Raw genomic sequence first — 20680 nt, forward strand, 5'->3', positions numbered from 1 at the left:
GAAGGGGCATATGGTGGCTGCTGACAAGACACTGAGCTGGTCCTACACGGAGGAGTTCCCGGTCGAGAGCGAGCCGACCGCGCAGGCGCGTTTGCGCGGCATCGAGCTGGGCACCGACCCGGTTTCCCCGGCCACCGGCGCGGCACTGCGCATGCTGGCAGCCGCCGGCGGCGCCAAGTCCGTCGCCGAGGTAGGCACGGGCACCGGTGTTTCCGGCCTGTGGCTGCTGGCCGGCATGGGGGCCGACGGCGTGCTGACCACCATCGATGTCGAGCCGGAGTTCCAGCGCGAGGCCCGCCGCGCCTTCGACGAGGCCGGCTACCCGGGCTCCCACACACGCATCATTCAGGGACGCGCCTCCGACGTCATGCCCCGCATGGCCGCCCAGTCCTACGACATGGTGGTACTCGACGTTTCCCCTCAGGAGGCCGCGGAGCTGGTGGTGCAGGCGGTCCGCATGCTGCGCACGGGCGGGGTCCTGGCGATCACGCATGCGCTATGGAACGACCACGTCGCCGACCCGGCACGTCGCGACGCCACTACGGTTGCGGCGCGCGAGCTGGGCAAGACGCTGCGGGATGAAGAGGGCCTGCTGACGTCACTGCTGCCGGTCGGCGACGGTCTGCTGGTTGCCGTCCGCCGGGCCTGACGACCCGGCCGGGCGGACCCGCCGGTTTCGGGGTGGCCTGCCGGCGACTGTTGCCGTGCCGCCCAGAATCCGGTTCAGTACTTGACGGAGGCCAGCGCCTCCTGGAGCTCCTTGATCTCGTCGGGCGTGATCTCTACGACCAGGCGACCGCCGCCCTCGAGCGGCATCCGCATGATGATGGAGCGGCCCTCCTTGACGACCTCGAGCGGCCCGTCTCCGGTCCTGGGCTTCATGGCAGCCATATGCTCCCCTTTCACTGATGATTCGCGGACTTTTACCGCTTCTCCCAGCCGTATTCTACGGCATAATGCCGCCAGTTTGCGCCGAAACGTGGCTGAATCCACGCCTGCGGACCCGTCCACGGCAGGCCCACAGCGAGCCTTCACGACGCCCTCGTGGCCTCCCCGCGGCCGCCGCTTATCGCCCGCCGTTGGCCCGCCGTCGGTCTTACTCGGCGGTCCACTCGGACCGGTCGGGAGTGCGGGTGAGCCCGTTGGCGCGCATGGTGCGGGCGGCGTCGACGACGAAGTCGACCGCGGCCTCGGCGGTGTCGACCACCCGCAGCAGGGCGACGTCGTCGGCGTCGATCGTGGCGGCCTTCACCAGCGTGCCGCGCAGCCAGTCCACCAGGCCGCCCCAGAACTCCGAGCCCACCAGGGCGATCGGGAAGGAGGGCACCTTCTGGGTCTGCACCAGCGTGACCGCCTCGAACAGTTCGTCGAGGGTGCCCATGCCGCCGGGCATGATCACGAAGCCGTCGGAGTACTTCAGGAACATGGTCTTGCGGGCGAAGAAGTAGCGGAAGTTCACCCCCAGGTCCACATAGTCGTTCATCCCCTGCTCGTGGGGCAGTTCAATGCCCAGTCCCACCGAGATTCCACCGGCCTCGCGGGCGCCCTTGTTGGCCGCCTCCATGATGCCGGGACCGCCGCCGGTGATGACGGCGTAGCCGGAGTCGGCCAGTCCCGCCCCGATCTGCTCGGCCAGGGCGTAGTTCGGGTCGTCGGCGCCGGTGCGGGCGGAGCCGAACAGGCTGATCGCCGGGCCGACCTCCGCCAGCGCGCCGAAGCCCTCCACGAACTCCGACTGGATGCGCAGCACACGCCACGGATCAGCGTGCAGCCAATCGGTGTCGCCGCGGCGGTCGAGCAGCCGGGCATCGGTGGTGCGCGTGGGGATCTGGGCGCCGCGAAGCATCACCGGGCCCTTGCGGTAGATCTCGCGTGAGCCGTTCGTTGGGCGCGGCTTGCGCCCGTCCTTGGTGTCCTTAGCCATACGGGGCATGATCCCGCACGCACCCCCGCCGCCCGCGGCAGCGCACGGGGCGAGTCTGCTTCCTGTGCGTCCGATGTGCTCACCACCACCCATGACAGCGGTCACTGGCGGGGCGTGCGCCGACGCCGACACGGTACGGTCGGCCCATGACATATGCGCACGAGCGCGCGGCCACCAATGAACTCGATGCCGCCGTGAACGCCTGGATCACCGAGGATCCGGACCCAGACACCCGCAGGGAACTGACGGACCTGCTCTCCGCTCATCGTGATGGCGACGCCGCCGCTACCGCCGCACTGGCCGATACCTTCTCCGGCACCCTCCAGTTCGGCACCGCCGGGCTGCGCGGCCGCCTGGGCGGCGGCCCCAACCGCATGAATCGCGTGGTCGTGATTCGCGCCGCCGCGGGGCTGTCCGCCTACCTGCACGAAATGCTGGGTGACGACTTCCGCGTGGTCATCGGCTACGACGCCCGCCACGGCTCGGCCCGCTTCGCCCGCGACACCGCCGCCGTCGTGACCGGTGCGGGCGGCCACGCCATCCTGTTCGACTCCCACTGCCCCACGCCCGTGCTCGCCTTCGCGCTGCGCCGTCTGGGTGCCGACGCCGGCGTCATGGTCACCGCCTCCCACAACCCGCCGCAGGACAACGGCTACAAGGTCTACCTGGGTGGGCGCGCGGTGACCGGCTCCGGTCAGGGCGCGCAGATCGTCCCGCCCCACGACGCCGGAATCGCGGAGAAGATCGCCGCCGTCGGCCCGCTCGCCTCCGTGCCCATGCCCGAGGACGGCTGGGAGACGATCGGGGCGGACATGGTCGAGGCGTACGTGCAGCGTGCGGTCAAGGCGGCCCGCACCCAGGCGGTCGCCCCGCTGAAGATCGTGCTGACCGCCATGCACGGCGTGGGCGGCCAGATCTGCCGGGAGGTGCTGGCCCGGGCGGGCTTCGACGACGTCGTGGTGGTGCCCGAGCAGTTCGACCCGGACCCGGACTTCCCGACCGTCGCCTTCCCCAACCCGGAGGAGCCCGGCGCCCTGGACCTGGCCTTCGCACGCGCCCGCGAGGTCGGTGCGGACCTGATCATCGCCAACGACCCGGATGCCGACCGCTGCTCGGCCGCCGTCCCCGATGAGCACGTTCGCGGCGGCTGGCGGCAGCTGACCGGCGACGAGGTCGGCTCGCTGCTGGGCGAGCAGGCCGCCGAGCTGGCGGCCTTCAACGGCACCGGCGTGCTGGCCAACTCCATTGTCTCCTCCCGTCTGCTGCGCAAGATCGCGCAGGCCCACGGACTCGCGCACCGCAACACGCTGACCGGCTTCAAGTGGATCAGCCGCGTACCCAACCTGGTGTTCGGCTACGAGGAGGCGCTGGGCTACTGCGTGGACCCGGCCGCCGTGCGGGACAAGGACGGCATCTCCGCCTCCGTGCGACTGGCGGTGCTGGCCTCCACGCTCAAGCAGCAGGGGCGCACGCTCGACGATCTGTTGGACCGGCTGGCGCGTGAGCACGGCCTGTACGCCACCAGCCCGCTGAGTGTGCGGGTGGAGGACCGCAGCTTCATCACCAACGCCATGGAACGGCTGCGCGCCGGCGGGGCCCCCGCGTCGCTGGCGGGCTCGCCGGTGGTGGACGTCTTCGATCTGATGGACGGCGCCTCCGACGGAAACGGCAAGCGCCTGCCCGCCACGGACGGCCTGATCTTTAAGACCGCCGACGACGACCGCGTGGTGGTGCGCCCCTCCGGTACCGAGCCGAAGCTCAAGTGCTACTGCGAGGTGGTCATGCCCGTCGCCGTCGACGAACCGGTCGAGGTGGCGCGCCGCGCCGCCGCCAAGCGCCTGGAGGCCATCAAGGCCGACCTGCGCGGCGTGCTCGGCATCTGAGGGAGAATCCCGCTGAAACCGTGTAGGCAAGCGCACAGACCACGGCGATCGTCCCACCGACCGACAATTCGAGGGCCAGCGCCACGCAGAACCCGAGCAAGCAGCACCCCGCCCCCATAGCACCGGCGCCCAGGAGCAGCCCGTTGACGGTGCGCACCCATGGGCACGCCGCGGCGGCGGGCGCGGCGATCAGCGCGATGGGAAGGATGGTGCCCACCGCAGGCACCAGTACGCCAATGGCCAGGCATATGAGGATCAGTACCGTCCACTCCGCCATCCGTGCGCTCAGCCCCGCGGCCCGGTAACCGACCGAGTCGAAGCAGTACATGGCCAGTCGTCGCCCACCGACGGCGACTGTCAGCAGCGTGATCACGAGCACTGCGACCGTCAGACCCACATCCGTGCGATTCACGTTCAGGATCGAGCCGGTCAGGAATCCATCCACTTTCAACGGCAGCGGGGCAAACCAAGTACTGAGCAGGGAGCCCAGGGCGAAGCCGACGGCCAAGATAACTCCGGCCGCGGCCTGCGAGGATATGCCCGGCAACCTTCCCAGCCGGCGCATCAGCCAGATCATCGGCAGACACATGACGATTGCGCCCACGGGAACCGCCAGCGACAACGTCCCGTAGCCGACCTCGCCGCCGGTCAGCACACCTCCGAGGCCCGAGGCCGCCACGACCCCGGCCACCGCCCCGGGAAACGTTGCGTGGGTGACGGACTCGGTAAAGAAAACACGCCGGTCGAGGACCGCCAGGGCGCCGATGACACCCGCCAGGACCCCGACGACGACGGTCTCCACCAGGGGCAGTACCAGCAGCTGGGGGGTGAGGCTCACAGCGACCGCCCCGCCCGCATACCCGTGTACGTCGCCGCGCCCGCCAATACCAGCGCCATCACGACGATGACACACGCCTGTGGGGACACTGGGCGCGGCAGCGGGGCGGTTGCCAGCAACAGGCCGACGTAACCGCCTCCCACGCCCGTCACGATTGCGATCCACACCATCGCACGCAGGCTCGGGGCCAGCAGCCTGGCCGTGACGGCGGGAATGATGAGGAAGCCGATGACGAGCAGAGTGCCCACCGCGATTGAGGCGGAGACGACCACGGCGGCGATCGCCGTGTTCGCAATCAGATCGAGCACCGCGATGCGCTGCCCGCCGGAGCGCGCGCCCACCGCGTCGAAGGCGCGAGCGATCTGTTCCTTCCAGGTCGCCATCACCAGTACAAGCGCAAGGCCGCATACTGCCAGGGCCTGAACCAGACGTAGGTCGGTCACTTCCAGTAGACGCCCGAACATGAGTGCCTCCAGTTGCCCGGATCGGTCGCCGACAGCCAGAAGCACGATCATTCCCAGGGAGAAGAAGCCTGTGAGCACAACCGCCGTTCCAGCCTCCGTGGCCTCACGGCGGGCGTGATGCCCCAGCAGAGTCAGCGCGGCGGCCGCCGCTGTCCCGGCCACGGCGGCGGCCGGGATAATGGCGTCCAGCCCGGAGGTCACCGCGCCGATCACTACTCCAGGGAAGACGGCATGCACCAGCGCCTCGGCGTGAAACTCCGCGCAGCGCAGATTGATTAGCACACCGACTACGGCGCCGACAATTCCCAGCACAACCAACATAACCAGGGGCCGAAACAGGTAGGGCGCTCCCGCCAGTGGCGCCAGTCCAGGGACTTCGGCGAGCAGCAGCCGCAGCGCCTCCAGCGCCCGTGAGAAGTCGTTCATGCCATTGTCCCGGACGGGTGCGCAGCGGGGGAACGGTTCGAGTCCCGTTGAAGACCGCGTGAATCGGAGGTGAGCAATTGTGGTACCGACACCGCCCCGAAGGCCTGCTCGATGTACTCAGGCACGAGTACCTGTTCACGGGGCCCGAAGGCGATCTGCCTACCAGCCAATAACGCCACCTGTTCGCAGACGTCGTAGGCCAGTACCAGGTCGTGCGTGGACACCACCACCGCTGTACCGCCTTCCTTCAGGTCCGTCAGGATTCTCAGCAGCGCCTCACGGTTGGGCTGGTCGAGCCCGTTGAAGGGCTCGTCAAGCAGTACCAGTTTCGGCGCGGAGGCGATGGCGCGTGCAAGCAGCACGCGCTGCTGCTGCCCGCCGGAGAGCGATCCGAAACGTTTGCTAGTCATCGAGTCGAGGCCGACGGCGTTCAGCGCCTCCCGGCAACGGGCGCGTTCCGTGCGCCCGGGGCGGCGCCCGAGGCCGAGTCGGGGGTATGTGCCCATGAGGACGACGTCGAGTGCCGTTACGGGGAATGTCGGGTCCAGATCGCTGTTCTGGGGAACGTAGGCGATGGAACCGCGAGGCGCATGTCCCGGCTGGGCGCCCACGACGCGCACGGAGCCGGAGACGATGTTGACCATGCCGACCAGGGCGCGCAGCAGTGTGGTCTTCCCCGAGCCGTTGGGGCCCACGAGCGCCAGCGCCTCGCAGGTCCCGACGGCGCCGCTCACCCCAGTGATCACCGGGGTGCCGCCGTACCCGAGGGCCGCGTCGTCAAACTCCACGACATGCTCCGCCTGCTGCGGCGAGCATGCGCGACGGTGTCGGGCGGTCATTGCCGCACCGTCTGCTTTGGCGCCCACTTTGCGAGCTCATCGGGTATGGGCGCGACGGTACCGCCCCACGCATTCGTCATATTGGTGACATTGTGCAGCAGCGAGCCGACGTAGGTCTCACCGTCCGTTCCGGGGCCGCCCAGAGAGTCCCCGTACAGGGCCTCGTCACCGATGACGGCGGTGACGCCGGCGAGTTGAGCCACTTTCTCCACGGATTTCGGATTATTTGAGTTCTCGGCGAAGATCGCCACGGCACCGGTGCTCTTAACGGCGTCCGCGGTCTCCTGGATCTTCTGCGCGGTGGCGTCCTGCTGGGCGTTGAAGTCGCTAAGCGCCGCCCCTTCGAAGCGGATGGAGTACGCCGCCGCCAGGTACCCGAAGGCGTCGTGACTGGTGAACAACACACGGCGATTCTCCGGAACGGACTCCAATGAGGCAGCCGCCCAGCGATCCAGCGCATCCAGGCGAGCGACATAGGCGCGCACGCGTTTGTTTATCACCTCCTTCGAGTCAGGTGCCGCCGCAGCCAATGCACGCCCGATATTGGATACCTGAACGACGGCGTTCCGAGGCGAGGTCCACACGTGCGGGTCGTAGCGGAATTCAGCCTCCTCGCCGCCTTCCGGGGCGAAGGGCCAGGGGGCGACGTCCACGGCCTCCGCCCCGCGGTCGATGGTGTAGGCGCGCTCGTCGTCCCGCTTCTGCCGGCTCGCGGGCCTTCCCGATCCGGCGTCTGCCTCATCGGCCGAGAGCACACCCGAGGTGACCACCATGGTGCCCTTGAACCCCGTGGCGTCAACCGCATCGTTCAGGAAGCGCTCCAGATCCACACCATTGACTAGGAGGAGGTCGGCTTCACTCAACGCACGTGACTGGGCTGCGGTCATCTCATGCTCATGGGCGGAGGCGTTAGGCGCCAGCAAACAGGTGAGGGATACGTGCACCGAGGCCTTGGCGGGGTCGGCGCCGACTTCGGCGGTCGCGCCATCAGCGCCGACGCGGGTCAAGGCGAGATCATCGGCGCCGGAGGCCAGCTGGGTGACGTAATCGCAGATCTGCGTGGTGGAGGAGACAACCTTGATGGCGCCCGTAGCGGCAGCATCGGTCGGGGTGCACGCGACGACGAGAGGAACAGTGAGCGCGAGGGAGGCAAGCGCCGCAGCTGCCCGAGCCGGCGTGTTGATAATAGTTCTCATGTGCCACATGCTAATTTCGGGTACCCGAAACTTTCAAGTCGGGATCCGCTCGTGGCAGGGCCGCATGCCGCAATCAGACGGGCAGGCCCTCCTCGTCCGCCGGGCGTCCGGCGGCGGAAAGTGGACCCCTGTCCCCCCGTTGGACCGCTGTTCCCCCGTTGGACCCCTGTTCCCCCGTTGGACCGCCGTAGCCGCCGGTTACAGCGGTCCAACCGGGCGTGGGCGGTCCAACGGGGCGTGAGCGGTCCAACCGGCCGGTGCAAGACCCACTCGCCCCCTCGACTGCCGACAACCAGACCCCCGACACCGCGGGAACAGCCCTGCACGCCTGACAGCGCAAACGGTCCTCGCTGAGCACACAACCGGCCCGCCCACAGGCACCCGCGTCGACAACCCGGCTCCGGGACGACGCCCCCAACAGCGCGAGCGTGCTCACGAAGGTCACTCCGCGTCCTCGACGAGCGGAGGCAGCCCACTCAAACTAGGGCCCCGTGGCCACCAGACACGACCAACTCACCATCCACCACCCACCCACCACCACGACGAATTACACAACACGACCACTAGACGATCTGCTCGACCGGGTGGTGGTGCGCCCCTCGGGCACCGAGCCGAAGCTCAAGTGCTACTGCGAGGTGGTCATGCCGGTAGCGGTCGACGAGCCGGTGGAGGTGGCGCGCCGTGCCGCCGCCAAGCGCCTAGAAAACATTAAAACCGACCTGCGCGGCGTGCTCGGCATCTGATCCCGGGCGTCATTCCGGACTCAGGCGGTCGACCTGCGGCCCACAACGACCGAAACCGGCACAAGCAACACACCGAAACCGACTTATGTGACGCGCTGCGGAGACCGGCACGTCAGTAGTGCCGGTCTCCGCCCGTCAGACGGGCAAACCCTCCAGGATCGCGACGGTGGCGGACACGCCCAGCCGGGAGGCGCCCGCCTCGATCATGGCCAGCGCATCCGCCGCGGTGCGGATGCCGCCGGACGCCTTCACGCCCAGGCGGTCCCCCACGGTGGCACGCATGAGCTCCACGGCGTGCACCGAGGCGCCGCCGGCGGGGTGGAAGCCGGTGGAGGTCTTCACATAGTCGGCGCCGGCGGCCTCGGCGGCCCGGCAGACCGCGACAATCTCATCGTCGGTCAGTGCCGCGGACTCAATGATGACCTTCAGCAGCTTCTCCCCCACGGCCTCCTTGACCGCGCGGATGTCAGCCTCCACGGCGGTGTAGTCGTGCTCCTTGACCAGCTTGAGGTTGACCACCATGTCCACCTCGTCCGCACCCTTGGCGACGGAGTCGGCGGCTTCGGCAGCCTTGACAGAGCTGGCGTGCGCCCCGGAGGGGAAGCCGCACACGGTGGCCACGTGCAGCCCGGCGGGCGCCTGGACGGGCAGCTGGTTGGGGGATACGCACACCGAGTAGGTGCCGAGCTCGGCGCCCTGGGCTACCAGGTCGGCGATCTGCGCGCCGGTGGCCTCCGGCTTGAGCAGGGTGTGGTCGATAATGGCGGCGACTTCCGCACGTGTGGGCATGAGCTTCCTTTCGCTAGATCCGCTCGGTCAAGGGTAATGGTGGGGCAATCACGGCGAGTACACGGGGCCAGCCGCCCAGCTCGCGCGGCCCGTTCCCAAGCGCCGGCCGGGGCGCCAGCAGGTCCAGTGCGCGCACCGTGCCGGAGGACGGCTCGTACAGGTGAACGCGACCCGGGCCCGGGTCGGCGCGGCCGATCACTCCCCAGGGCACGGCCAGCACGTAGTGCCGCGGGATGAGGACGCCCACGGCGGCGCGCAGGACGCGACCTGCCCGGCCGGCGGCCGCACGCCCGAGCAGGGGACCACCGGTGAGCAGGATGGCGGGCACGCCGTCGGCCAGTCCGGTGCGCAGCCCCGCGACGACGCCGCCCCAGCCGGTGCCGCGGTCGTCCACCCAGGTCACGGTGCTCTCCCCTACGCCGGGGCGCACCCGCCGCAGGGTGCGAGTCAGCTCCGCGGCCACCGCCCACGGGGTCGAGCCCAGGCGCCGCGTCCACGGCAGCGGACCGAGGGGGCCGCGCGCGTGTCGGTTCATGGCCCGCTGCAGACCGCGCTGGCGGACCGCCAGGGAGTCCCGCAGCGCCCGGCCGGGCCGGGCCGCGCCGGTGCCCGACGGCGAAGAGGCGTCATCGAGCGGCAGGCCCAGCAGGAGCCGGGCAGCCAGCACGGCGGTGGCGCCGCAGGTGGTGGCGTCGCATTGGGTCAGGGTGATGGCGTCGCCGGCGGTGGTGAATCCCCCCACGCGCAGCCGCGAGTTCGCCACACGCACCCGGGGTGCGGACGCGCCGGTGCGGGTGTCCACGGCGTGCCTTCAGACGATCCGGTCCAGCACGACGCCGGCACGGCGGCGGGCCACGGCGGCGCGCGCCTCGGGCGAGTCCGCGGGACACACGGCGATCGCGTCCTCGAGCGCGGCGCGGGCGCGCTCAAAGCGCTCCGGGGTGGCGGTGTGCAGGGTGAGCAGCGGCTGCCCGGCGCGCACACTGTCGCCCGGCTTGGCGTGCATCTCCACGCCGGCGACGGCCTGCACCGGGTCCTCCTTGCGGGCGCGGCCGGCCCCCAGGCGCCAGGCGGCCACGCCCACGCCCAGGGCGTCCAGGCGGGTGAGCACGCCGTCGTCTACGGCGCTGATGGTCTCGGTCTCCGGGGCCACGGGCAGGGGGGCGTCCGGGTCCCCGTCCTGGCGGCGGATCATCTCCCGCCACACGTCCATGGCACGTCCATCCGCCAGGGCGGCGCGCAGCTCCGGCTCATCCACCGGCCGCCCGGCGGCGGAGAGCATCTCACCGGCCAGCGCCACGGTCAGGTCGACGACGTCTTGGGGGCCTCCGCCAGAAAGCACCTCGACGGCCTCACGCACCTCCAGGGCGTTGCCCGCGGTGAGCCCCAGTGGGGTGGACATGTCGGTGAGCAGGGCGCGCGTGGTCACCCCGGCGTCGGTGCCGAGCGCCACCATCGTCTGCGCGAGCTCGCGCGCCTGGTCAAGCTCCTTCATGAAGGCGCCGGAGCCGACCTTCACGTCCAGGACCAGCGCGCCGGTGCCCTCGGCGATCTTCTTGCTCATGATGGAGGAGGCGATCAGCGGCACGCAGGAGACGGTGGCGGTGGTGTCGCGCAGTGCGTACAGCTTCTTGTCGGCCGGGGCGAGCCCGCTGCCGGCGGCGCAGATGACGGCGCCGGGGCCGGAGGCGGACAGCATGTCCAGGATCTCGGCGTTGGTCAGGGCGGCCCGCCAGCCGGGAATGGACTCGAGCTTGTCCAGCGTGCCGCCGGTGTGCCCCAGGCCACGGCCGGACAGCTGCGGAACGCTGACGCCGAAGACCGCAACCAGCGGCGCCAGCGGCAGGGTGATCTTGTCGCCCACGCCGCCGGTGGAGTGCTTGTCCGCGGTGGGGCGTCCCAGACCGGAGAAGTCCATGCGCTCCCCCGAGCGGATCATGGCGTCGGTCCAGCGGGCGATCTCACCCCGGTCCATGCCGTTCAGGTAGATCGCCATGGCCAGAGCGCTCATCTGCTCGTCGGCGACCACCCCACGGGTGTAGGCGTCCACCACCCAGTCGATCTGGGCGTCGCTGAGCCGCTGGCGGTCCCGCTTGGCGGCGATCACGTCGACGGCGTCGAAGGGCTCCACGCCGGGGGCGGGGTTGGGGGCTGTGGTCACGGCCGATCTCCTTCTGGTGCGGGTGCGGATGTGCCGGTGACCCGGTCGATGTCGGCTTTGCTGAAGCGGTCGGGGAGCACCTGGTCGATGGTCATCAGCCCCGACGGCATGTCCAGCAGCATGTGCGGGTCGGCGTGCTCGGACAGCACCTGGCGGCAGCGCCCGCACGGGGAGCAGACCCGCCCGTCGCCGTCGACGCACACGAAGGCGATCAGGCGGCCGCCGCCGGTGCGTACGAGTTCGGACACCAGCCCGCACTCGGCGCACAGGGCGACCCCGTAGCCCGCATTCTCCACGTTGCAGCCGGACACGAGGCGGCCGTCGTCGACCAGGGCGGCGGCCCCCACCCGGAAGTGGGAGTAGGGCGCGTAGGCGCACCGCATGGCTTCGGTGGCCAGCGCCCGCAGCCGCGCCCACATATCCGCGTCGACGGCGGGCGCGGCGTCGGAGAGGCCCCGGGCCGGCCCGGCCGGGTGGTTGTCGTTGCCGATCACGGGTACGGGACCCCCTCGGCGGCGGGGGCGCGCACACGCCCCACGAAGCCGGCGACGGCGAAGACGGTCACGATGTAGGGGATCATCAAGATGATGTTCGCCGGGATCGGGGAGCCGATGACGGACAGCGTCTGCCCCACCGCAGTGGCGAAGCCGAACAGGAGCGCGGCGTACAGGGTGCCCACCGGGTTCCAGGCGCCCAGGATCATGGCGGCCAGGGCGATGTAGCCGTTGCCGGATGACATGTCCTTGGTGAAGGCCAGTCCGGAGCCGATGGTGAAGAAGGCGCCGCCCAGGCCCGCCAGCGCACCGCCCAGCATCAGGTTGTTCACGCGGGTACGCATGACGTTGATGCCAACGGTGTCCGCGGCCCGCGGGTGCTCGCCGCAGGCGCGCATGCGCAGACCCCAGCGGGAGCGGAACAGCATGAAGGACAGCACCGCGACGGCCGCATACATCAGGTACACCAGGATCGTCTGTCGGAACAGCACCGGGCCGATGACCGGGATCTGGGAGAGCACCGGGATCGGCAGGGTGGGCAGGCGCATGGAGGCGTTCAGCCGCGTCGGGTTGTCGCTGAGCACGGTGGAGAACAGGAAGCTGGTCAGGCCGGAGACGAACACGTTCAGCACCACGCCGACGACGATCTGGTTGACCCGGTACTTCAGGCCGAACAGCGCCAGCAGCAGGGCCACCAGGATGCCGGCGAAGGGGGCGGCGATCATGCCGGCCCAGGCGGAGCCGGTGATCGAGGCGACCACCACGCCGAGGAAGGCCCCGCCCAGCAGTTGCCCCTCGATGGCGATGTTGATGGTGCCCGAACGCTCTCCCACCACGCCGGCGAGCCCGCCGAACACCAGCGGCACGGACAGGGCGAGGGTGGAGGACAGGATCGTCACCAGCGGGATGACGGTGGAGCGTCCGGCGCCGGCCCAGGTGAGGAACGCGACGATGAAACTGGCTCCCAGCACCAGCCCCGCCCAGGTGGGGATCGGCGCGCGGCCCACGGCGCGAACCCACATGTAGACGGTGACCGCAACGGCCAGCAGCACCATCACCACGATCACGGGTCGGGCACCCAGGGTGAGCATGGGAATCTTCAAGAAGTCGGCCTTGGTGGCCAGCTGGAAGCGGGTGTCGCCGTGGCTGGCCAGACCCATCAGCAGTTCCAGGATGACCACGACGGTGCCGGTGATCGGCAGCTTGTAGGCGATCGGCTCGACGACGACGGCCGGCCCCGCTTCCGGGCGGGCGTCACGGGTCGGCGTGGCGGTAGGTGAGGCGGTCATGGCTCAGGCCTCCTTCTTCTCAGCGGCCGGGGCGACGGCGGCTGCGGCGTCAATGGCCTCGCGGCGGCGGCGCCGCCAGGAGCCGGGTGCGGGCAGGTGGTAGATGGCGCGCACCAGCGGCGGGGCCGCGATGAACAGGACGATCATGGACTGCAGCACCAGCACGATGTCGATCGGGGTGCCGGTGGCGGCCTGCATGGTGGTGCCGCCGGCGGTCAGGGCCCCGAACAGGAGCCCCGCCAGCACGGTGCCCTGCGGGGTGGAGCGGCCCAGCAGGGCCACGGTCATGGCGTCGAAGCCGATGCTTCCGGCCACCGAGCCGGTCAGGTAGTGCTGGGTGCCGAGCACCGGGGCGGTCGCCGCCAGCCCGCACAGCGCGCCGGAGACGATCATGACCAGGGCGGTGATCCGGGGCACGTTGATGCCTGCCGTCAGCGCCGCCTGCGGGTTCAGGCCCGTGGCGCGGAACTGGAAACCGATCTCGCTGCGTTCCAGCAGCCACCACACGAACAAGGCGGCCAGCAGGGCCACGATGAAGCCCAGGTGCAGGCGGAACGGCCCACCGATCAGCTTCGGGTATTGGGCGCTGGCCGCCACCGGCAGTGACTTCGGGTTGGCGTTGCCCGCGCCGATGAAGGTGGCGGTGGTCAGCATGTGGGCCATCAGGTAGCTGGCCACGGAGTTGAGCATGATGGTGGTGATGACCTCGCTCGCACCGGTGGTGGCGCGCAGCACGCCGGGGATGGCGCCCCACAGGGCACCGCCGACGATCGCGCCGAGCACCGCCACCAGCATGTGCAGTCCGCTGGGCAGGTTCCAGGCGAAGCCGACGTAGCCGCCGACGATGGCACCGAGGATGATCTGCCCCTGCCCACCGACGTTGAACAGGCCGGCGCGGAAGGCCACCGCCATGCCCAGGCCCGCCAGAATCAGCGGCGTGGCCACGGTCAGCGTTTCGGTGATCGGGCGCCACATGCGCGCGACCGAGGAGGCCTGCCAGTCGAAGATACCGCCGCGGAGCATGGCCGCGTAGGCATCCACCAGGCACGAGCCGACCGCACCGAAGAAGTCACTGGGGCGGGCGAACAGGTAACCGGCGGTGGTGCGCACGTTGTCGTCGGCGAGCAGGATCAGCAGCGAGCCGACGATCATGGCGGAGATGACCGCAAGCACTCCCATAAGAATGTTGGACTCGGCGATCTGCCGCAGTAGGCCCGGCCGCTCCGGCTGCTTGTCCGTGCGCTGGGCGGGCGGGACGACGGACGGCCGACCCGTCCGTGATTCCGCCTGCGCGGTGCCGTTCGGGGTAGCTTCGCTCATCAGTTCTCCTCCTGGGCGCGGGCCTGGTCGAGGGGGACGCCGGCCATCATGAGGCCCAGCACATCGCGGGGCGTATCCGGCGGCACAATGCCGACGATCCGGCCGCGGTACATGACGGCGATGCGGTCTGACAGGGAGTAGATCTCATCCAGCTCGGAGGAGATGATCAGCACGGCGGTGTCGTTGTCGCGCTCGGCCACGATGCGCTTGTGGACGAATTCGATGGAGCCGACGTCTAGTCCGCGGGTGGGCTGCGAGGCCACCAGGACCTTCAGTTGGCGGGACAGCTCCCGGGCGAGGATCGCCTTCTGCTGGTTGCCGCCGGACAGTGTGGAGATGGGGTCGGCGACGTCGGTGACACGTACGTCGAACTCGTCGCGCAACTGCTCGGCGTGGTTACGGACCTTGGTGGGACTGATGGACGGTCCCGAGCCGAAGGCCGGGTCGTCGAAGCGGTCCAGGATCAGGTTCTCGGCCACGGAGAACGCGGCCACCATGCCGTCGGTGGAGCGGTCCTCGGGGACGAAGCCGAGGCCCGCGTCGATGCGCCGGTGCACGCCCAGGGCGGTGACGTCCTGGCCGCCGAAGTGCACGGAACCGGCGGTGGGGGCGCGCAGCCCCAACAGTACGTCCGCAAGTTCGGTCTGTCCGTTGCCCTGCACGCCGGCCACACCGACGATCTCGCCGGAGCGGACCTGCAGGCTGACGTCGTCGAGCAGGGTGTTGCCCTCATCAACCAGGCTGATGCCCTTCAGCTCCAGGCCGACGTCGCCCAGCCTGGGGGCGTCCTTGGCCACCGTGAGGGAGACGGAGTGGCCGACCATGAGACCGGCTAGCTCCGACTCGGAGGCGGTGGGCTCGGCGGTGCCGACGACCTTGCCGCGGCGGATGACGGTGATCGTGTCCGCCACCTCGCGCACCTCGCGCAGCTTGTGGGTGATGAACACGATGGAGGTGCCGGCGGCCTTGAGATCGCGCATGATGGCGATCAGCTCGTCGGTCTCCTGCGGGGTGAGCACGGCGGTGGGCTCGTCCAGGATGAGGACCTTGGCGTCGCGGGAGAGGGCCTTGATGATCTCGACGCGCTGTTGTACGCCCACGGGCAGGTCTTCGATGTAGGCGTTCGGGTCCACGTCGAAGCCGAAGCGCTCGGAGATCTCACGCACCTTCGCGGCGGCGGCCTTGGCATCGATGACGCCGGCCTTGCCGACCGGCTCGTAGCCCAGGGCGACGGACTCGGCCACGGTGAACACGGGCACGAGCATGAAGTGCTGGTGGACCATGCCGATGCCGGCGGCGACGGCGTCGCCGGGGCCCTTGAAGGTGACCGGCCGGCCGTCGATGAGGATCTCGCCGTCGTCGGGGTCGTACAGGCCGTACAAGACATTCATCAGCGTTGACTTGCCGGCACCGTTCTCGCCCAGGAGGGCGTGGATCTGGCCGGGTTCGACGGTGACGTCGATGTGGTCGTTGGCCACGAGGGATCCGAAGACCTTGGTAATTCCGCGGAGCTCGAGCAACACGAGAGGCTCGCTTCCTGTGGGTTCAGGCAGTACTGGTGGGGTTGGTGAACTGGGAGTGAGTGTTCGGGTGGCGCCGGTGCCACCCGAGCGACAGTGACGCCGCCGCCCCGTCAAGGACGACGGCGTCACCGAGTTGAATTGGCACGGGGCCGATCAGGACGGGTCGTACGGCGTGGAGACGTCGAGCGTGCCGTCGATGATCTGCTGCTTGAGTACCTCGACCTGCTCCTTCACCTCGTCGGGGACCCGGTCGGACCAGTCGTGGTAGTCGGCGATGGAGACACCGTCGTTGGCGAGCGTGCCGATGAAGGGCTCGGAGGTGAAGTTGCCCTCCGAGGCCTCCTTGACGGCGTCGTACACGGCGGTGTTGATGCCCTTCATGACGGAGGTGACCATGTACTGGCTGCCGCCGATGGACTCGGTGGTGAGATAGCCGTCGGCGTCCACCCAGACGATCGCGTTGTTGTCGTCACCGGCCGCCTTGAGCGCCGCGATGGTGCCGGAGCCGACCGGTCCGGCCACCGGCATCACAATGTCGGCGCCCTGGGACAGGAACAGCTCGGTCAGCTGCTGGCCCATGGGAGTGTCGGTGAAGTTGCCCACGAAGGAGCCGGAGCCCGGGTTGTCGGGGTCCCAGCCGAGGACCTCCACGTCGGCACCGTTGTCCTCGTTGTACTTCTCCACGCCCTTGGCAAAGCCCTCCATGAAGATCTGCACGGTGGGGATTGCCTGACCGCCGTAGGTGGCGACCTTGCCGCTCTCGGTGGTACCGGCAGCGGCGTAGCCGGCGAGGTAGGCGGCCTCCGCGGTGTTGAAGACCAGCGGCTTGGCGTTGTCCAGCTCTACGATCTCGCCGTCTGCATCCCTGAACCTTTCGTCGATGAGGGCGAAGTTGATGTCCGGGTTCTCCTGGGCTGCGGTGGCCAGGTCCGCGGAGAGGTTGAAGCCGACGCCGATGATCAGGTCGCAGTTCTGCTGGATCAGGGAGTCGACGTTGGTGGGGTAGTCGGATACCGACTGGGACTCGACGGCCTTGGTCTGCACGCCGAGTTCGCTGCCGGCGCGGTCCAGACCCTCCTTGCCGGACTGGTTGAAGGACTGGTCGTCGAACCCACCCTCGTCGGACACCATGCAGGCGAGGAAGTCGCCGGCGTCTCCGCCGGAGGAGTCGGGGGCCGAGCCGCAGGCGGCAAGCGACAACGCTGCGACCAGGCCGAGCGTAATGGCGGGATACTTCTTCTTCACGGTCGTGTCTCCAGATGAGGTACGGGCTTGCGCCCTTGCAAGGAGCTGGCCGGGACGGCGCTGGCTCGGATATCTAGGATAGACGCTTCCCCGCGGCCTGCTTCACAATTGGCGTTACAGCGCCATATTGCGACCATGACGTGACCCACGCCCCAGCGAACCTTTCAGCTCGCTGATGATGCCGCTACCCGGTTTCTGCCGACCTCCGCCTTGCAGAGTCTTGCAGAGCTTGCAGGCGGGGGCCGAGCCCGCGGCGTGAACCAGACACGAGGCCCGCGGGTCGGATCGACGCACCCGGCCCGGTCACAGCAGCGCGTCCCGCCCGGCCGCCTTGAGCCGGTCGACGACGCCCTTGACGTCCTGGGCGCGCTCCGGGGTGGTCACCAGCAGCGCGTCGGGGGTGTCAACCACGACGACGCCGGGTACTCCCAGCAGCACCACCTTCCGGCCGGTGCTGGAGGCGACCAGGGCGCCGTCGGCACCCACCGCCTCCACGTCGGCCTCCCCCAGCACTTCGACTCCGGCCGCCGGCCCGGAGGTGGCCGCGGGAATCAGCTCGGCCAGGGTGTCGAAGCCCCCGACGTCGTCCCAACCCATGTTCCCGGGGACGGTGGCCACGCCGCCGGCGGCGGCCACGGGCTCGGCGATGGCGTGGTCGATGGCAATCGCCTCCAGGCCGGGCCATACCCGCGCCATGACGGCGTCGCGCGCGGGGGTGTCCCAGGCGGCGGCGATCTCATCGAGGCCGGCCGCCAGCGCCGGCCGGCCCACCGCCAGGTGGTCCAGCAGCACGCCGGCACGCACCACGAACATGCCGGCGTTCCACCGGTAGTCGCCGGTGGCCAGGTAGCGGGCGGCGGTGGCGGCATCGGGCTTCTCGGCGAAGTCGAGCACGCGGTGCCCGTCCGGCGCCCCGGGCACGTCCAGGGCCTCACCGGCGTGAATGTAGCCGAAGGCGGTGGACGGTCCGGTGGCCTGGATGCCGATGGTGACCAGCCAGCCGGCCTCGGCGAGGGCGGCCGCCTGGCGCACGGCCTCCTGGAAGGCGGCGACATCGGCCACCAGGTGGTCGGCGGCGAAGGAGCCGACGATCGCCTCACGCCCGTGTCGGCGGGCGATCAGGGCGGTGGCCAGGCCGATGGCGGCCATGGAGTCGCGCGGAGCCGGCTCGGCCAGCAGGTTCTCCTCGGGCAGGTCCGGGAGCTGCCGGGCGACGGCGGGGACGTGGGCGACGCCGGTGACGACCGTCGTCGTCGCCGCCAGCGGGGCCAGGCGGGCAACGGTGCCCTGCAACAGGCTGCGCCCGGTGCCGGTCAGGTCCAGCAGGAACTTGGGGCGGGCCTTGCGGCTCAGCGGCCACAGCCGGGTGCCGGCGCCGCCGGCGGGAATGATCGCGTGGATGGCGGGGGCCGTGGATGCGGTCGCGGGGGCGGGCTGGTCGGGGCGGGGCTCGGCGTTCACGCGTTCAGGCTAACGGGTGGTCCGCCCCGTCCGGGTGCGCCCGCACTCCCAGCGCCGGGCTCGCCAGGGAGGCCCAGCTGCCGTCCGGGGCGAGTCGCTGAAGGTGGATACGGTCCACCACGAAGGTCGCCGCGATGTCTTGGCCGGCATGGGCGGCCCGGTCCAGGGCGGCGTCGTCGACCTCATGGGCGAGGGTGATGTGCGGGTGGAAGGGGAAGCGCAGGCCGCGGCTGAGCGGCCCGTCGGCGGCGCGCAGATCCTGCTGGAGCGCGTCGATGGCGGGGCCGCCCTCGGCCACGCCCAGGAACACCACCGGGCTGACCGGGCGGAAGGTGCCCACACCGGCGACGCGCAGGGTGAAGGGAGCGGAGGCGGCCGCCACCCGGGACACGTGCGCGGTCACGGCGTCCAACTCCGTCTTCTCCACGGCGGTGGGCGGCAGCAGGGTCACGTGCGGCGGGATCGCATTGCCATGGGGGTCACCGACCGCCAGACGCACGCCGCGCACACGCGTGGCCCACGGCTCGGGCAGCACGATGGTGACGCCGAGGACGCACTGGGTGGGCGTGGGCGCGGGGACGTCCATGAGGCGCGCACTCCTCCTCTTGACGGCACGGGCTGACAGCAGCTGCACCTTACCCCCGCGGCAGGGGTGGAAACATCCCGGAGGCGGTCACTCGGCGACTCCGGAGAAGGAGCTTGCCAGGGGCTCACAGGTGGGGGTTCGTCTGGCAGAATGGGCCCATGCCGCGCACCGAGACCCCGCCCGCCGCCGTCGCCGGATCCGAGCCCGTCTTCTCCCCCGCACTGAGCCCGCAGGAGGGTGTGGAAGCCGCCACCGACCTGTTCCGTGAAGCCTTCGGCGCCGAGCCCGACGGCGTGTGGTACGCGCCCGGCCGCGTCAACGTCATCGGGGAGCACACCGACTACAACGGCGGTCTGGCACTGCCGATCGCCCTGCCCCACCGCGCCCACCTGGCGCTGCGTCGCCGCGACGACCGCACGATCCGGCTGGTGTCCCCGCAGACGCGCGAGGCCATCGATGTGCTGGACCTGGACGCGATCGGCCCGACGGGTACGCCCGGCGAGGTGCGCCACTGGAACGCCTACGTGGCGGGCGTCGCCTGGGCGCTGGAGCGCGACGGGCTCGGGCCGCTGCGCGGCTTCGACGCCGCCCTGTACTCCTGCGTGCCGCTGGGCGGCGGCCTGTCATCCTCGGCCGCGCTGGAGTGCGCCACCGCCGTCGCCCTCGACGACGTGTGCACACTGGGCCTGGCCGGGACGGTGGACACCCCCGACGACGCCGGCCGCGCCCGCCTGGTGGAGGCCTGCATCCGTGCCGAGAACGAGATGGCGGGCGCCCCCACCGGCGGCATGGACCAGTCCGCCTCCATGCGCTGCCGCGCCGGCCACGCCCTCGAACTGGACTGCCGGGACGGCTCGGTGGTGCATGTGCCCTTCGACCTGGCGGCCGCCGACCTGACGCTGCTGGTGATCGACACCAAGGCCAAGCACTCCCTGGTGGACGGGCAGTACGGGGCCCGCCGGGATGCCTGCGAGCGGGCCGCCGAGATTCTGGGCGTGCCACTGCTGGCGGATATCGAGCCCGGCTCGCTCGAGGCCGCCCTGGCTACGCTGCGCGCCTCGAAGGCCACAGACGCCGAGGTGCTGGTGGCGCGCACCCGCCACGTGGTCACCGAGATCGACCGCACCCGCCGCCTGGTGGCACTGTTGCAGGACGGGACGCCCCTGACCGGGGAGAAACTGGCCCAGGTGGGGGCGCTCATGGACGCCAGCCACGAGTCGCTGCGGGTGGACTACGAGGTCACCTGCCCCGAGCTCGACGTCGCCGTGCAGGCCGCTCGCGCTGCCGGCGCGCACGGCGCGCGCATGACCGGAGGCGGCTTCGGCGGCAGCGCCATCGCACTCGTGGATACCGCCGCCGTGGATGCGGTGGCCCGCGCCGTCGTCGACGCCTATGCCGACCACGGCTTCGCCGCACCGGCATTCCTGAACGCGGTCCCCTCCGCCCCGGCGGGCCGCTTGGTCTGAACCGCGGGGCGTCTGTGCGACGCCGGCCGCGAG

General features: G+C 70.4%; 20 protein-coding genes and 1 pseudogene. 4 read left to right on the forward strand and 17 right to left on the reverse strand.

What is annotated here, in order from left to right; translation table 11 throughout:
• Nucleotides 1-13: 13 nt before the first annotated feature.
• A complete protein-coding gene (locus ACGLYG10_RS01975) occupies nt 14-649 on the forward strand; it encodes an O-methyltransferase (protein WP_073327826.1) in 636 nt (211 codons plus the stop codon).
• Nucleotides 650-723: 74 nt separating this feature from the next.
• Here the strand turns inward: ACGLYG10_RS01975 and ACGLYG10_RS01980 are convergent, their stop codons facing one another.
• Both ACGLYG10_RS01980 and ACGLYG10_RS01985 read right to left on the reverse strand, forming a co-directional pair.
• Entirely contained in the window at nt 724-891 is a 168-nt protein-coding gene (locus tag ACGLYG10_RS01980; protein ID WP_073327418.1) for a DUF3117 domain-containing protein, read from the reverse strand.
• 205 nt (nt 892-1096) lie between these two features.
• Nucleotides 1097-1924 (reverse strand): LOG family protein, encoded by an 828-nt coding sequence (locus tag ACGLYG10_RS01985; RefSeq protein ID WP_073327420.1) that lies wholly within the window; start codon nt 1922-1924, stop codon nt 1097-1099.
• Between the two features lie 146 nt (nt 1925-2070).
• On the opposite strand from ACGLYG10_RS01985, the gene ACGLYG10_RS01990 reads away from it, so the two are divergent.
• Nucleotides 2071-3807 carry a phospho-sugar mutase gene (locus tag ACGLYG10_RS01990; RefSeq protein ID WP_073327421.1) on the forward strand — a complete coding sequence of 579 codons (1737 nt, stop codon included), beginning with the start codon at nt 2071-2073 and terminating at the stop codon, nt 3805-3807.
• Here the strand turns inward: ACGLYG10_RS01990 and ACGLYG10_RS01995 are convergent.
• The 4 genes from ACGLYG10_RS01995 to ACGLYG10_RS02010 are packed head-to-tail and all read right to left on the reverse strand — an operon-like array spanning nt 3773 to nt 7570.
• Nucleotides 3773-4645, reverse strand: coding sequence for a metal ABC transporter permease (locus ACGLYG10_RS01995; RefSeq protein WP_073327423.1), 873 nt, complete (start codon nt 4643-4645; stop codon nt 3773-3775). The two genes, ACGLYG10_RS01990 and ACGLYG10_RS01995, sit on opposite strands and share 35 nt — an antisense overlap.
• On the reverse strand, nt 4642-5535 hold the full coding sequence (locus ACGLYG10_RS02000) for a metal ABC transporter permease (RefSeq protein WP_073327424.1): 894 nt from the start codon (nt 5533-5535) through the stop codon (nt 4642-4644). The genes ACGLYG10_RS01995 and ACGLYG10_RS02000 overlap by 4 nt, the downstream gene beginning before the upstream one ends.
• Nucleotides 5532-6374, reverse strand: coding sequence for a metal ABC transporter ATP-binding protein (locus ACGLYG10_RS02005; RefSeq protein WP_073327426.1), 843 nt, complete (start codon nt 6372-6374; stop codon nt 5532-5534). The genes ACGLYG10_RS02000 and ACGLYG10_RS02005 overlap by 4 nt, the downstream gene beginning before the upstream one ends.
• On the reverse strand, nt 6371-7570 hold the full coding sequence (locus tag ACGLYG10_RS02010; protein WP_073327827.1) for a metal ABC transporter substrate-binding protein: 1200 nt from the start codon (nt 7568-7570) through the stop codon (nt 6371-6373). The genes ACGLYG10_RS02005 and ACGLYG10_RS02010 overlap by 4 nt, the downstream gene beginning before the upstream one ends.
• A 578-nt stretch (nt 7571-8148) precedes the next feature.
• On the opposite strand from ACGLYG10_RS02010, the pseudogene ACGLYG10_RS16300 reads away from it, so the two are divergent.
• A pseudogene (locus tag ACGLYG10_RS16300) lies at nt 8149-8313 on the forward strand (hypothetical protein); the annotation flags it as partial.
• Between the two features lie 135 nt (nt 8314-8448).
• Here the strand turns inward: ACGLYG10_RS16300 and deoC are convergent.
• From deoC to ACGLYG10_RS02065, 11 genes are all read right to left on the reverse strand, one after another.
• Complete coding sequence (gene deoC / locus ACGLYG10_RS02020) at nt 8449-9102, reverse strand: deoxyribose-phosphate aldolase (RefSeq protein WP_073327429.1); 654 nt, start codon at nt 9100-9102, stop codon at nt 8449-8451.
• Nucleotides 9103-9115: 13 nt separating this feature from the next.
• A complete protein-coding gene (locus tag ACGLYG10_RS02025) occupies nt 9116-9904 on the reverse strand; it encodes a hypothetical protein (RefSeq protein ID WP_073327430.1) in 789 nt (262 codons plus the stop codon).
• A gap of 9 nt (nt 9905-9913) precedes the next feature.
• Nucleotides 9914-11233: a thymidine phosphorylase gene (locus ACGLYG10_RS02030; RefSeq protein WP_211482966.1), complete on the reverse strand. Its 1320-nt coding sequence runs from the start codon at nt 11231-11233 to the stop codon at nt 9914-9916.
• 26 nt (nt 11234-11259) lie between these two features.
• Nucleotides 11260-11682: a cytidine deaminase gene (locus tag ACGLYG10_RS02035; protein ID WP_073327829.1), complete on the reverse strand. Its 423-nt coding sequence runs from the start codon at nt 11680-11682 to the stop codon at nt 11260-11262.
• A gap of 71 nt (nt 11683-11753) precedes the next feature.
• Nucleotides 11754-13046, reverse strand: a complete 1293-nt coding sequence (locus tag ACGLYG10_RS02040; protein WP_073327433.1) for an ABC transporter permease — start codon at nt 13044-13046, stop codon at nt 11754-11756.
• A gap of 3 nt (nt 13047-13049) precedes the next feature.
• Nucleotides 13050-14366 (reverse strand): ABC transporter permease, encoded by a 1317-nt coding sequence (locus ACGLYG10_RS02045; RefSeq protein ID WP_073327435.1) that lies wholly within the window; start codon nt 14364-14366, stop codon nt 13050-13052.
• Nucleotides 14366-15889 (reverse strand): ABC transporter ATP-binding protein, encoded by a 1524-nt coding sequence (locus ACGLYG10_RS02050; RefSeq protein ID WP_073327437.1) that lies wholly within the window; start codon nt 15887-15889, stop codon nt 14366-14368. The genes ACGLYG10_RS02045 and ACGLYG10_RS02050 overlap by 1 nt, the downstream gene beginning before the upstream one ends.
• 22 nt (nt 15890-15911) lie before the next feature.
• Entirely contained in the window at nt 15912-16034 is a 123-nt protein-coding gene (locus ACGLYG10_RS16785) for a hypothetical protein (protein WP_258522253.1), read from the reverse strand.
• Between the two features lie 8 nt (nt 16035-16042).
• Nucleotides 16043-17134 carry a BMP family lipoprotein gene (locus ACGLYG10_RS02055; RefSeq protein ID WP_073327439.1) on the reverse strand — a complete coding sequence of 364 codons (1092 nt, stop codon included), beginning with the start codon at nt 17132-17134 and terminating at the stop codon, nt 16043-16045.
• A 303-nt stretch (nt 17135-17437) separates the two neighbouring features.
• Nucleotides 17438-18595, reverse strand: coding sequence for a mannose-1-phosphate guanylyltransferase (locus ACGLYG10_RS02060; RefSeq protein ID WP_073327440.1), 1158 nt, complete (start codon nt 18593-18595; stop codon nt 17438-17440).
• Between the two features lie 4 nt (nt 18596-18599).
• Nucleotides 18600-19181: a 2'-5' RNA ligase family protein gene (locus ACGLYG10_RS02065; RefSeq protein WP_073327442.1), complete on the reverse strand. Its 582-nt coding sequence runs from the start codon at nt 19179-19181 to the stop codon at nt 18600-18602.
• A 158-nt stretch (nt 19182-19339) separates the two neighbouring features.
• Here ACGLYG10_RS02065 and galK point away from each other — a divergent pair, with 158 nt between their 5' ends.
• Nucleotides 19340-20647 carry a galactokinase gene (galK, locus tag ACGLYG10_RS02070; protein WP_073327443.1) on the forward strand — a complete coding sequence of 436 codons (1308 nt, stop codon included), beginning with the start codon at nt 19340-19342 and terminating at the stop codon, nt 20645-20647.
• Nucleotides 20648-20680 lie beyond the last annotated feature (33 nt).

Origin of the sequence: Actinomyces glycerinitolerans, from assembly GCF_900098745.1 — a bacterium.
Lineage (GTDB): Bacteria > Actinomycetota > Actinomycetes > Actinomycetales > Actinomycetaceae > Actinomyces > Actinomyces glycerinitolerans.

What these genes read in the sequence shown, in the direction of transcription:
- ACGLYG10_RS02040 (WP_073327433.1), bottom strand. Translation starts at nt 13,046, where the DNA reads ATGACCGCCTCACCTACCGCCACGCCGACCCGTGACGCCCGCCCGGAA.
- ACGLYG10_RS01980 (WP_073327418.1), bottom strand. Translation starts at nt 891, where the DNA reads ATGGCTGCCATGAAGCCCAGGACCGGAGACGGGCCGCTCGAGGTCGTC.
- ACGLYG10_RS02065 (WP_073327442.1), bottom strand. Translation starts at nt 19,181, where the DNA reads ATGGACGTCCCCGCGCCCACGCCCACCCAGTGCGTCCTCGGCGTCACC.
- deoC (WP_073327429.1), bottom strand. Translation starts at nt 9,102, where the DNA reads ATGCCCACACGTGCGGAAGTCGCCGCCATTATCGACCACACCCTGCTC.
- ACGLYG10_RS02010 (WP_073327827.1), bottom strand. Translation starts at nt 7,570, where the DNA reads ATGAGAACTATTATCAACACGCCGGCTCGGGCAGCTGCGGCGCTTGCC.
- ACGLYG10_RS02000 (WP_073327424.1), bottom strand. Translation starts at nt 5,535, where the DNA reads ATGAACGACTTCTCACGGGCGCTGGAGGCGCTGCGGCTGCTGCTCGCC.
- galK (WP_073327443.1), top strand. Translation starts at nt 19,340, where the DNA reads ATGCCGCGCACCGAGACCCCGCCCGCCGCCGTCGCCGGATCCGAGCCC.
- ACGLYG10_RS02005 (WP_073327426.1), bottom strand. Translation starts at nt 6,374, where the DNA reads ATGACCGCCCGACACCGTCGCGCATGCTCGCCGCAGCAGGCGGAGCAT.
- ACGLYG10_RS01990 (WP_073327421.1), top strand. Translation starts at nt 2,071, where the DNA reads ATGACATATGCGCACGAGCGCGCGGCCACCAATGAACTCGATGCCGCC.
- ACGLYG10_RS02035 (WP_073327829.1), bottom strand. Translation starts at nt 11,682, where the DNA reads ATGTGGGCGCGGCTGCGGGCGCTGGCCACCGAAGCCATGCGGTGCGCC.
- ACGLYG10_RS02045 (WP_073327435.1), bottom strand. Translation starts at nt 14,366, where the DNA reads ATGAGCGAAGCTACCCCGAACGGCACCGCGCAGGCGGAATCACGGACG.
- ACGLYG10_RS01985 (WP_073327420.1), bottom strand. Translation starts at nt 1,924, where the DNA reads ATGGCTAAGGACACCAAGGACGGGCGCAAGCCGCGCCCAACGAACGGC.